Here is a 12820-nt window from a genome sequence, read left to right as displayed (position 1 = left end):
CGCCCCACGCAACCGGCCGAGACCGGACCGCCACGACATTCCGCAGAGGTCACCCGTGTCACCCAGCGCTCCTCCCACCGACCCGGCACCGGGAGCGGCGGCCCGTGCCTACCTGCCGTACGGCCGCCACCCCGGACCGCTCCCGCAGTCCCCGGGCCCGCTCCCGCCCGCACACCTCGTCCACGCCGACCGCCCCACCGTGCCGCTGCCGTGGGAACCGGCGGACGGCGCCCACGACTGGCCGGCCGTCCTGGGCACGCTGATGCGCGAACTGCTCGGCCGGACCAGGGCGAACTGGATGTACCCGGTGGACCCGGCGACGGGCACCGCGCTCGCCGCCCCGCCCGGCCAGGGCGACTGCCGCCCCGCGCCGAGCGGCGGCGCCCGCTACCCGATCGAGGCGTACCTCGCGCTCGGCGCGGCCCCCGGCCTGCCGGCGGCGGTGTACCACTACGACGGCGTCGGGCACCGGCTGGTCGCCGTCCGCCCGGGGGACCACCGCAGGGCCCTGGCGCCGGGTACCGGCGAGGCGCCCGACCTGGTCCTCGTCCTCACGACGGTGTTCTGGCGCAGCGCCGTGAAGTACCGGGAGTTCGGCTACCGGCTGCAACAGCAGGAGACCGGGGTGCTGCTCGCCCAGGCCCAGGCGGTCGCCGAGGCGCTGGGCGCGGCCGTCGGGGTGCGGCTGCGCCAGGACGACCGGCCGGTCGACGCGCTGCTCGGCCTCGACCCCTACGGGCAGAGCGTGACGGCCGTCCTGACGCTCCGCCACCCGGCCGCCCCGGCGGCCGGCCCGGCGGCCGGCCCGGGCCCCGGCGAGCCGCCGTCGCTGCCGTCGGTGCCGGCCGTACCGGTGACACCGCCGACCTCGATCCTGGGGCTGCTGCCCTACACCGCCGCCGTGCACGGGGCCTCGCTGACCGAACGGCCGGACGCGGTCCAGCCCGCCCGGCCGCTTCCCGCGCCCCTGCCCGCGCCCGGGACCGGGGCGGCGATCCGGCTGCCCGACGCGGCCCCCCTGGGCTCGGCCGGCCTCCGCGCGGGGGTCGCGCGGCGCGCCTCGGCGAGCAACGGGTTCCTGCCGGTGCCGATGGACCGGCGGGCGCTGGCGGCGCTGCTCGGCGCCGCGGCCGCCGGGTACCCCGGGGACCTCGCCGGGGTCGCGACGGCACCCGCTGCGGTCGCGCTGTGCTGCGTGGTCCGCGACGTCACCGGCCTCGCCGCGGGCTGCTACGCCTACCGCGACGGGGAGTTGGCCCCGCTGCCCGTCCCGCCCGGCGCACCGGGCCGGATCGCCGCCGGGCTGGCCGCGCCGCCGACCCGGCTGGACTACCTGGAGGCGCCCCTGACGGTCCTGCCGGTCGCCGCCCTGGAGGCGGGCATCGACGCGTACGGCGACCGCTGGTACCGCCTGGCCCACATCGAGGCCGGGCTGGCCCTGCAACGCGCCGCCCTCGCGGCGGCCGCCCTCGGCCTGTCCGCCCGGATCCGCTCCGACGCCTCCTGCGCCGCCACCGACGAGGCCCTCGGCCTCCCCACCGCCGGGCTGACCAGCCTCAGCGCCCTCCACATCGGCACCCCCCGCCCCGGCCCGACACTCGGCTTCCCGGTCTAGAAGAGGAGCTCCGACGTCGGGTCCGAGCGAGAGCGAGCCGGCACCGGAGCCGGGCAGCGTCACCTTCGCGGTGCCGTACGACCTGGCCGCCGAGCAGGTCGTCCTCGGCGCGATGCCGCGCTCCAAGGACTGCCGACCCGACGCCCCTAACAGCCGGTCGTAGGCCTGTTCTGACGGGTCACCTCCGCGCGGGCGGAGCGGACTCGGGCTATCGGCGCGTACCGCCAAACTCCGTCGGGTCGTGAGCCTCGCCCCGGCCGGTCGGGCTATAGGCATCACGGTGCACGTCTGTCAGACTTCGGGCCGGACACTGCCGGACGTCGTCCGGATCAGATGTCCGATGTGGTCACGGGCGAGGGGGCTGGAGTGGAGCCGGTGCTCATCCTTATCATCGGGCTGATTCTACTGCTGGCCCTGGCCCGACCGATCCGGGTGATCCCGCAGGCCCGCGCCGCGATCGTGGTGCGTTTCGGCCGCTACAAGCGCACTCTCAACGCAGGCCTGAACGTCGTCATCCCGTTCATCGAACGCGTCCGCGCCCGGATCGACCTGCGCGAACAGGTCGTGCCGTTCCCGCCGCAGCCGGTGATCACCCGGGACAACCTGGTCGTCGACATCGACACGGTGGTCCACTACAAGGTCACCGACCCGCGCGCCGCCACCTACGAGGTTGCCGACTACGCCGAGGCGATCGAGCAGTTGACCGACACCACGCTGCGCAACATCATCGGCTCGATGGACCTCGAATCCATCCTGACCTCCCGTGAGGTCATCAACGCCGGTCTGCGCAGCGTCCTGGACGAGGCCACCGGCAAGTGGGGCGTCCGGGTCAACCGCGCCGAGCTCAGGACGATCAAGCCGCCGGCCTCCATCCAGGACGCGATGGAGAAGCAGACGCGCGCCGAGCGGGACAAGCGCGCGGCGATCCTCACCGCCGAGGGCCAGCGCCAGGCGCAGATCCTCAAGGCCGAGGGTGAGAAGCAGGCTGAGGTGCTCAAGGCCGAGGGCGAGGCCCAGGCCGCGGTGCTGCGCGCCGACACAGGGGCGGCTGCGGGGGTCGCCGCCGCGGTGGACAGTGGAGCACCGGCCGCTCCACCGCCGCCCTTGCAGGCATCGCTCGGGCCATGCCATCAACCGTTGAGGGGGGACGACCCGCGCAGTATCGGCCGCTATCAGCTGACTGCCCGGCTCGGCGAGGGCGGTATGGGGACGGTCTTCCTCGCGCGCTCTGCCGGGGAGCGCCTGGTCGCGGTCAAGGTCATCAGGCCGGAGCTTGCCGCGGACGCCGAGTTCCGCCGGCGGTTCGGCCGTGAGATCGAGGCCGTGCGCCGGGTCGGTGGATTCCACACCGCGCCGGTGGTCGCTGCCGACCCGCAAGGTGATCCGCCCTGGCTGATCACCGAGTACATCCCCGGCCTGCCGCTGCACGAAGTCCTGAAGCACTACGGTGCGTTGCCGAGCCGGAGCCTGCACACCTTGGCCGTCGGTGTTGCCGAGGCGCTCGAGGGGATCCACGCCTGCAACATCGTCCATCGCGACCTCAAGCCGAGCAACATCATCATCTCCGGAACCGGGCCTCGCGTCATCGACTTCGGCATCGCCCGGGCACTCGACGACACCATGCTCACCCGTTCCGGCCAGCTGATCGGCACGCGGGGATTCCTGGCCCCGGAGCAGTACATCGGAGGGCCGGTCACGTTCGCCACGGACGTCTACGCCTTCGGCATGGTGCTGTGCCATGCCGGAGGGGCGGTGCCGGTAGATGAGAGTGAGGACCTGGAGTCCGTCCTCGGTCTGCTGCCGGCCCAACTGGCCGATCTGGTCGTCCGCTGTCTCGACCATGACCCCCACCGCCGTCCGACACCCACTCAGATCGTCGAGGGCCTCTCCCGAAACCGCCCGGCCGCCGGGGACTGGTTGCCGCTTCCGGTGCGGACGATGGTCGACCTGCTCAGCGCGTCCACCAGCTAGGGGCTTCTCACACGGCCTACGGCCTGCACCCGAAAGGGGGCTCATTCTGGGCTCGTCGGGGCTTGTGCTGTCCGAAGGCGAGGGGCGACGCGGTGCCCAGGAGGTCCGCGAGCGTCAGCCAGAGCGATTCGCGGCCGAGCTGGGGGCAAGTACCCCGGGTTCGTCGGGGTGGATGCGGACCTGGGCGACGGCGAGGTTGACGATGCGGTCGGTGCTCTGGCCGAACTGCAGGACGAGGCAGCCGGCGACGCGGTCCGCGATCGGCAGGCTCTCGTCGGTCCCCAGCCTGAGACGTGGTCGGCGAGAAGCCGGGAGGCCTGGCCGGGCCACGGTGCGATGCCAGCGGTCTAGAACTGCTACTGGTTGAGCTTGAGCTCACCGGAGACCAGTACCTCCTGCTACTCGCCAGACACAAGACCTTCGAGCGGGCGGGGTGGACCCGCGGCTGCGGAACCTGTTGATCCCGGTCTTCGGGTCACCCCCGCACCGGCGGAATGGACCTGACGGGGGAGGTCGAGCTGCCGCGGACGTTCGGGTCACCTCCGCACGAGCGGAGCGGATGGGACGATCATCGTCCAGATGGTGCGCTTCGATGTCACGAAGGCAACCGACGTCGGCACCGAGATCACCCCAGCCGCCGAGGTCGAGCTCGTCCTTCATCCCGACGTGGAACACACCCTCGGGCGGGCGGAGCAGACCTCTCGGTCACCGGTTTGGTCCCGACGATCATCGGGTCACCTCCTCACAAGCGGAACGAGCCGCCAGGGCGCGATGAGGACGCTGGCCCGGGATCCGGGACGGGTCGTCTCTGCAAGGGCGAACCGGACAGCGTGGTCGGACTGCTGCTGGCCGGCTACACGGAGGCGACCTCCACACCGGCGGAGCGGACCTGAAGACGACGGTGGCAGTGGCCTCGATCCACGGGTCACCTCCGCACGGGCGGAGCAGACGACGGGGTGAACCTCCTTCTCAGCGGGCGGAGCGGACCTGGGGTATCAGGCCTCGGGGCGACCCCCGCGAAGGCGGGGCCGATCTCGACGAGGACGCGCCGAACAGCCTCCCGAAGGGGCCACCTCCGTACGGGCGGAGTGGACCTCTGCTGGTACCCCGCCCGAGTTCGGTGGACCGGGTCACCCCGCGCGACGGAGCGTATTAGACCTTCCCGAGGCCAGTGCACTTGCTCAACGGGTCACCTCCGCTGGGCGGAGCCGACGCACTGGGACGGTGACCCGGACCAGTTCAAGGCGGGTCACCTCCGCGCGGGCGGAGCGGACACCCGCCTCGTAGACGCCCTGTACCAGGGCGACGGGGCACCTCCGCACGGACGGAGCGGACGCGGACCCGAGGATCTCGCCGGTGGTGTAGTGCGGGGCACCTCCGCGCGGGCGGAGCGGACGCGCTGGAGCTGCCGGAGCACACCGTGCTCACCGGGCCACCTCCGCGCGGGCGGAGCGGACGGGCGGTGGTACGCGACTCAGAGAGCGGACGCCGGGGCCACCCCCGCGTGGGCGGAGCAGACAAGCGCTCGATGAGGCCGGCGGTTGAGGGCAGTGGGGCACCTCCGCGCAGGCGGAGCGGACCTCGGGAGGCTCCTCGTGACCAACCGCCGCGACGGGTCACCTCCGCGCGGGCGGAGCGAACTCGGCTGGCACCCCGCCCGAGTTCGGTGGACCGGGTCACCCCGCGCGACGGAGAGTATTAGACCTTTCCGAGACCAGTGGACTTGCTCAACGGGCCACCTCCGCACGGGCAGAGCGGACTCGAACTCCTCGCCCCCGACCTTGCCAATCGTCGGCTCACCTCCGCGCGGGCGGAACGGACGTCTTCGCCGCGAAGCCCCGGCTGATAGACACCGGGGCACCTCCGCGCGGGCGGAGCGGACTCCACCCCGGCCGAGCCGAACCGGGCGGGGCGGGGCGGGGAACCTCCGCGCGGGCGGAGCGGATCGCTGGCCGATCTCGAACAGGGTGTCGCCCGACGGGGCACCTCCGCTCTGGCGGAACAGCCGAAGTCCTCTCCGGCCTGCGCGACTCCCTCGGCGGGTCGCCTCCGCACACCAACGACAGCACCGCCGGCACTGAGACGCCTCCGCGCAGGCGGAGCGGACGTGCAGTCAGAGGCCGCCAGCCACCTCCTGGACGGGTCACCTCCGCGCGGGCGGAGCGGACGGCCGGGCGTGGGACTCGATCTGCGAGTACTCCGGGGCACCTCCGCGCTGGCGGAGCGGACCGGTCGGAGATCAGGAACCTGTTCCCGACGACTGGGTCACCTCCGCGTTGGCGGAGAGGACGTTCAGCCCAGCTCAGAGCCGGTTGCGGCGGGTGGGTCACCTCCGCACGGACGCAGCGGACCCGGTCCGCAGGATCCGGACCGGGTCGTCGTCCGGGCCACCTCCGCATTGGCGGAACGGAGGCACACACCGGGGCACCTCCGCACGGGCGGAACGGCCACCCGAAGCTACATGGTGCTTCGGTCCCTGGTCGGGGCACCTCCGCGCGGGCGGAGCGGACGCCTGGACGTCGGGGTCGACGTAGGCGTTCATCGGGGCACCTCCGACTGCGGCCTGACCGGGGCTGGTCTCGACCAGCCCGGGGCACCTCCGCCCGGGCGGAGCGGACGAGATCCCGAAGCACACCGCCATCGCGCTCTACGGGTCACCTCCGCACGGGCGGAGCGGACACGTGCTGGACGATGAACGAGCGGTCCGGCCTCGGGCCACCTCCGCACAGGCAGATTGGACTGGCTCGCCGCTGCAGCACTGCTGGTCAAGGGCGGGTCACCTCCGCGCGGGCGGAGCGGAGCAGATCCCTGTGGTGCTGCCTGGCCTGCTGTACGGGTCACCTCCGCGCTGGCGGAACGGACGTCTTCGCCGCGAAGCCCCGGCTGATAGACACCGGGGCACCTCCGCGCGGGCGGAGCAGACCGTCCCGTGGCGGTAGCGCCCGGTCGAGATCCCGGGGCACCTCCGCGCGGGTGGAGCGGACTCCACCCCGGCCGAGCCGAACCGGGCGGGGCGGGGAACCTCCGCGCGGGCGGAGCGGATCGCTGGCCGATCTCGAACAGGGTGTCGCCCGACGGGGCACCTCCGCTCTGGCGGAACAGTCGAAGTCCTCTCCGGCCTGCGAGACTCCCTCGGCGGGTCGCCTCCGCACACCTCACACAGGGCAACGACAGCACCGCCGGCACGGAGACGCCTCCGCGCAGGCGGAGCGGACCGGTCGGAGATCAGGAACCTGTTCCCGACGACTGGGTCACCTCCGCGCGGGCGGAGCGGACCCGCGCTTGGTGAAGGCGACCGGGATACCGTCCGGGTCACCTCCGCGCGGGCGGAGCGGACGGCCTGGACGTTGGCGGCGCGGACCGCGAGCACCGGGGCACCTCCGCACGGGAGGAGCGGACGTGCTGGCGCTCGGGACCAACACCCTGCGCCACGGGGCACCTCCGCACGGGCGGAGCGGACGTGGCCTGGTGGGGATCGATCGCGTTCGTCTGCGGGGCACCTCCGCACGGGCGGAGCGGACCTCGAAGACCTCGTCACCACCGACGCCAGCCTCGGGGCACCTCCGCACGGGCGGAGCGGACCCTTCGCGACCTGCGGCGCATCGCGGCCTTTGCCATTTGTTGACCGTGATGGTGAGGCTGGGTTGTGCTGTTGTGGTGTCAAGGAGCGCTCGCTGCCCATGGTGCCACGGCTCGCGGACAGCACCGCGGTGAACGAGCTGCCCAGGAGCTCACACCGTGCAGGAGGCACGCCTGCACGCGGGCGCAGCGGACGCGCTGGCGAACACCTGGCGCAACCTCAAAGCCGGTCCACCTCCACGCGGGCGGAGCGGACTCCTCGGACGTGAGGTCTCGCCCTTCGCCCTCCGGGTCACCTCCGCGCGGGCGGAGCGGACGTCGCCCTGGCCGGGCGCACGAGGACGGTGCACGGGGCACCTCCGGGCAGGCGGGGCCGATCCGGAGCGCGAGCAGCGCCTCGGTCCTCTCGCGGGGCCTCCCCCGCACGGGTGGAGCGGACCTCCCCATCGCAGGCATGAAGAGCGGCTGGTTCGAGGCACCTCCGCACGGGCGGAGCTGACGTGACCGTGCCCTCGCTGATCAGCGTCACGATCGGGGCACCTCCGCACGGGCGGAGCGGACGCGGACGGACGGCTGCGTGACCTGCGCGGCCGCGGGTCACCTCCGCGCGGGCGGAGCGGACCTGGAGACGACGGTGGCAGTGGCTTCGATCCACGGGTCACCTCCACGAACCCACAGATCACCGGGAACCTAGTCGACGGGGACAAAGGCCAGGTGGTTCACCCTGTACAGATCGCGCATGAAGTGTACAGTTTAGTACATGAGTGACACCCTGCCGATCACGGAGGCCCGGGCCTGCCTCGGGACGCTGGTCCGACGTGCCTCCCACGCCCGCGAACGCATCACCATCACCGACCACGGCCAGCCCGCCGCAGTCCTCATCAACCCCCAGGAACTGGCCGACCTCGAGGACGCCCTCGCCCTGGCCCAGTACCGGGCCCGGCAGGCCGCCGGCGAGACCACCGCCGTACCGCACGAGCAGGTCCGCGCCCAGCTCGGCCTGGGACCCGCCGCTTGAACCACACGATCATCTGGGACGAGCCGGCCATCAACGCAGCCGCCCGCTTCCTCAAGGACGACCCCGACGGCCTGCGCCAGGTCATGGACGCCGTGGACCTGCTCGCCGACACCCCCCGCCCGCAGGGCAGCGCGGAGTACGGCTCGCTCGACCTGCGCCGGATGCACGTCGGCCGCTACCGCGTCATGTACGAAATCACCGAGGCCACCGTCACCATCGTCGTGATCCACCTCGGCCGAACAGGCTGACCACCCGCACAAGCGGACCAGACCTGAAGCCGAACGTGCCCCAGGGAATCGACCACCTCCGCGCTGGCGGAGCGGACCAGGGGGACCAACCCGTGCTCACCGTCACCGACGGGCCACCTCCGCGTGGGCGGAGCGGACTCGTGGGCGCCCGCCAGGAAGCCGGCGTTGTGCGGGCCACCTCCGCGTGGGCGGAGCGGACAGGCCGGACGCCGGACCACCCATCGCGCGAATCGGGCCACCCCCGCGCAGGCAGGGCTGATGTACGAGCCACCGTCCAGGGTGACCGCCGCGGGGGGCCACCCCCGCGCAGGCGGGGCTGATCGGGGGGCACAGAATCTCGATATAGCGACGCTTGGGCCACCCCCGCGCAGGCGGGGCTGATACTTTCTGATCTGCAGTTACAGACCTGAGGATATGTCAGTGCCGTCAGTTCGATTCCCGCTCGAAGGATAGGTCGCCTCCGCACGGGCAGAGCAGACAAGGGCTACGTGCTGACCACCGTAGAGGAGTACGGGTCACCTCCGCACGGGCGGAGCAGACGCGCTCGTGTACTGGTGCGGTCGGCCGAGGAGCGGGTCACCTCCGCGCTGGCGGAACAGCCGAAGTCCTCTCCGGCCTGCGCGACTCCCTCGGCGGGTCGCCTCCGCACACCTCACAGAGGGCGACGACAGCACCGCTGGCACTGAGACGCCTCCGCGCAGGCGGAGCGGATTCATTGCGTTCAACCTCGCCGATTCCAGTCTCGGGTCACCTCCGCGTATGCGGAGCGGACGTCAGCTGAGTGAGGAATCGGGCGAACTCGGTCGGGTCACCTCCGCGCTGGCGGAGCGGACTGGCTCGTCAGGCCCTGGACGTAGAGCAGCTGCGGGCCACCTCCGCGCGGGCGGAGCGGACGAGGACTACCGGCTGTGGCGGGACGAACTGCACGGGTCACCTCCGCACGGGCGGAGCGGACGCCCTCCGGCGCACCGGCCGGTCAGCGGCCGGCGGGTCACATCCGCGCTGGCGGAGCGGACGATCGGCACCAGACCGTGGCGCTCGGCGGCGCCGGGGCACCTCCGCGTGGGCGGAGCGGACAAGGGCCAGGCTCGGAAGCGCCACCGGACGCTCGGGGCACCTCCGCGCGGGCGGAGCGGACGGAGCGCACCTCGGTGTCGCGGGCCAGCTCGGCGGGGCACCTCCGCGCGGGCGGAGCGGACGCCCTTTTCATGCTCGATCCCTACGCGGTCAGCGGGGCACCTTCGCGCGGGCGGAGCGGACGCCCTTTTCATGCTCGATCCCTACGCGGTCAGCGGGGCACCTTCGCGCGGGCGGAGCGGACTCGACATGTCGTCACTCATCGACCTCACCGCCCGGGGCACCTTCGCGCGGGCGGAGCGGACAGCGCCGGGGTGATCTTGCCTTCGGGGCAGGCCGGGGCACCTTCGCGCGGGCGGAGCGGACGCCGCCGAACAGCTTCGCGCCCACGACCACGTCGGGGCACCTCCGCGCGGGCGGAGCGGACGGGGCTGCCCTACCATCGGTCCCAGACCTCTACGGGGCACCTCCGCGCGGGCGGAGCGGACAAGGGCCAGGCTCGGAAGCGCCACCGGACGCTCGGGGCACCTCCGCACGGGCGGAGCGGACCTCTACGACGCCGTCGCACCCGGCAACCACGGCGGGTCACCTCCGCGTGGGCGAAGCGGACCTCGGCCCGGGCGCAGCGGGCGCGCCCGTGAACGGGGCACCTCCGCGCGGGCGGAGCGGACGGCGCGCGTACCCCAGCCGATCGCCGACGTCGGGTCACCTCCGCGCGGGCGGAGCGGACAAGGGCCAGGCTCGGAAGCGCCACCGGACGCTCGGGGCACCTCCGCACGGGCGGAGCGGACCTCTACGACGCCGTCGCACCCGGCAACCACGGCGGGTCACCTCCGCGCGGGCGGAGCGGACCTGCTGCGGTGGGTGACCGGGATCAGCTCGGTGGGGTCACCTCCGCGCGGGCGGAGCGGACACCGAGCCCCGTCCGAGCCGAACCGGGCGAGGCGGGGCACCTCCGCACGGGCGGAGCGGACATCGTCTGGAGGTACTCGTCCCAGCGCTGGAGCGGGTCACCTCTGCGGTGACGGAGCGGACGTCCACTTCGCCACCGGCTGGGTCAAGGCGTAGGGGGCACCTCCGCGCGGGCGGAGCGGACAAGCGCTCGATGAGGCCGGCGGTTGAGGGCAGCGGGGTACCTCCGCACGGGCAGAGCGGACGTGTAGGTCTGGCTGTTGGTCCAGTCCACCCACGGGGCACCTCCGCGCGGACGGAGCAGACCGGTCCTGACGCACCGTGGTGACGTTGACGACCGGGGCACCTCCGCACGGGCGGAGCAGACATCTGCGACAGCTCCGGGCCAGCCTCCTTGGCCGGGGCACCTCCGCGCGGGCGGAGCGGACGACTCGGCGATGTCGTAGAGGTCGAACACCGCCGGGGCACCTCCGCGCGGGCGGAGCGGGCGCCACCGTGGTCATCCAGTGCTCACCCGCCGACGGGCCACCTCCGCGCGGGCGGAGCGGGCATCGCCACGCTGGTCGGGTTCCAGGACCGAGCCGGGCCACCTCCGCGCAGGCGGAGCGGACCTCGCGGATCGCGGCCGAGAACACGTCCTCGCCGGGGCACCTCCGCGCGGGCGGAGCGGACCGGCGGGTGACGTGCTCCACCAGCCGCGGCAGCGGGGACCTCCGCGCGGGCGGAGCGGACACCAACGGCGGGGTACCCCAGATCATCGACGGCGGGCCACCTCCGCGCGGGCGGAGCGGACGACATGACCCGCGAGGACGAAGTCGGCCGGCGCGGGCCACCTCCGCGCGGGCGGAGCGGACAGCTGAGCGAAGATTCCCCGGAGGATTACCGACGGGCCACCTCCGCGCGGGCGGAGCGGACCACACCCCTCCCGCCGGGTGGACCACCTACGACGGGCCACCTCCGCGCGGGCGGAGCGGACACCATGTTCAAGAGCATTCGTACGGTGATGACTGGGGCGCCTCCGCGCAGGCGGGGCCGATTCCGGTCTCTCGAAGGTCGGGCCGGGCCCGAGCCGGCCGGGGCCACCCCCGCGCAGGCGGGGCCGATTACACCCCGGACACCGTGTTCGGCAGGTTCGGAGGGCCACCCCCGCGCAGGCGGGGCCGATACGGCGGCCTGGTCGTGCGTGGACGCGCGCGAGGGGCCACCCCCGCGCAGGCGGGGCCGATGAAGGACGTAGGAAGAACAAAGGAAGGACAGGAGGGCCACCCCCGCGCGGGCGGGGCGGACGACTGCCTGGCCTACCCGACCTCCTCGGCCACGGGGCACCTACGCACGAGCGGAGCGGACCACAGGCCGCTCAGGGCGCCCGTCAGGCCGGCCGGGGCACCTCCGCACGAACGGAGCGGACGCGGCGCCGGAATTCGGCGGCGGCGGTCTCCTCGGGGCACCTCCGCGTGGGCGGAGCGGACTCCACCACCCGGTCGGTCGTGTCGATGCCGACCGGGGCACCTCCGCGTGGGCGGAGCGGACCCTTCGCGACCTGCGGCGCAGCGCGGCCTGTGCGGTTTCTTGACCGTGCCGCAGTGTCGGGTCGGCAGTGCTGTTGTGGTATCAAGGAGCGCTCGCTGCCCATGGTGTCATGGCTCGCGGACAGCACTGCGGTGAACGAGCTGCCCACGAGGTCTCACCGTGCAGGAGGCACGGCTGCACGCAGGCGCAGCCGGACGCGCTGGCGAACACCTGGCGCAACCTCAAAGCCGGGCCACCTCCGTTCGGGCGGAGCAGACCACTGCGCGTCGGGCGAGCTGGCGGCCTTGTTTGAGTCACCTCCGGCTTTGTAGGTGAGAACCGAGAGCATCTGTTGCTCAGTGGCGAGAGCATCCCGTGCCACGGAAGAGTGATGTCGCCGAGTTTTGAGAGCACCCAGGTGCTTGCCTCGGGACCATGGTTGTGCTCTGCACGACGAGGGGTCCCGGGTGCTGCCGAAGTCCAAGGTCGATCTGTACGCGGCGATCCGCCGTGATGCCCGCTCGGGTCTGTCTGGCCGCGCGTTGCAGCGGAAGTACGGGGTCGGCTTCCTGACGGTACAGAAGGCCCTGTCGTCGGCCTGGCCTGAGCCGCGGAAGAAGACGGCGCCCCGTCCGACTCGTCTGGATCCGTTGAAGCCGTTGATCGACCAGATGCTGCGGGCGGACCTGGACGCCCCGCGAAAGCAGCGTCACACGGTGAAGCGGATCTTCGACCGGCGGGTGGATGAGCACGGCGCGGACGAGATCTCGTACCAGATGGTCCGTGGCTACGTGGCCGAGCGGCGCGGGGAGATCCGGCTCCAGGCGGGCCGCGGGGTGGTGGACGCGTTCGTCCCGCAGACCCACAAACCCGGCGCGGAGGCGGAGGTCG

Annotated in this window: 4 protein-coding genes, 2 pseudogenes and 2 CRISPR repeat arrays; all 6 genes and pseudogenes read left to right on the top strand. The window is 73.0% G+C overall.

What is annotated here, in order from left to right:
- Nucleotides 1–55 precede the first annotated feature (55 nt).
- A complete protein-coding gene (locus ACFY2K_RS21555) occupies nucleotides 56–1615 on the top strand; it encodes a SagB/ThcOx family dehydrogenase (protein ID WP_387713212.1) in 1560 nt (519 codons plus the stop codon).
- A gap of 366 nt (nucleotides 1616–1981) precedes the next feature.
- Nucleotides 1982–2701: pseudogene (locus tag ACFY2K_RS21550) on the top strand (SPFH domain-containing protein); the annotation flags it as partial.
- Nucleotides 2684–3586, top strand: coding sequence for a serine/threonine-protein kinase (locus tag ACFY2K_RS21545; RefSeq protein ID WP_387713326.1), 903 nt, complete (start codon nucleotides 2684–2686; stop codon nucleotides 3584–3586). The pseudogene ACFY2K_RS21550 and the gene ACFY2K_RS21545, both read left to right, overlap by 18 nt.
- Nucleotides 3587–7925: 4339 nt before the next feature.
- The gene (locus tag ACFY2K_RS21540) at nucleotides 7926–8183 is read left to right on the top strand and encodes a type II toxin-antitoxin system Phd/YefM family antitoxin (RefSeq protein WP_380644853.1); all 258 of its coding nucleotides are present in this window, start codon (nucleotides 7926–7928) and stop codon (nucleotides 8181–8183) included.
- A complete protein-coding gene (locus ACFY2K_RS21535) occupies nucleotides 8180–8431 on the top strand; it encodes a type II toxin-antitoxin system RelE/ParE family toxin (protein ID WP_380644854.1) in 252 nt (83 codons plus the stop codon). The genes ACFY2K_RS21540 and ACFY2K_RS21535 overlap by 4 nt, the downstream gene beginning before the upstream one ends.
- 49 nt (nucleotides 8432–8480) lie before the next feature.
- Nucleotides 8481–8813: direct repeats of the CRISPR family, unit length 28 nt; unit sequence GGGCCACCCCCGCGCAGGCGGGGCTGAT.
- Nucleotides 8814–9115: 302 nt separating this feature from the next.
- A CRISPR array of direct repeats spans nucleotides 9116–11950; the repeat unit is 28 nt; unit sequence GGGCCACCCCCGCGCAGGCGGGGCCGAT.
- A gap of 449 nt (nucleotides 11951–12399) precedes the next feature.
- Nucleotides 12400–12688: pseudogene (locus ACFY2K_RS21530) on the top strand (IS21 family transposase); the annotation flags it as partial.
- Between the last annotated feature and the right edge of the window lie 132 nt (nucleotides 12689–12820).

This window comes from Kitasatospora sp. NPDC001309 (genome assembly GCF_042896295.1).
Classification (GTDB): domain Bacteria; phylum Actinomycetota; class Actinomycetes; order Streptomycetales; family Streptomycetaceae; genus Kitasatospora.
Note: the sequence above shows the minus strand (reverse complement) of the source record. Positions and strands in the feature narration are given on the sequence as shown.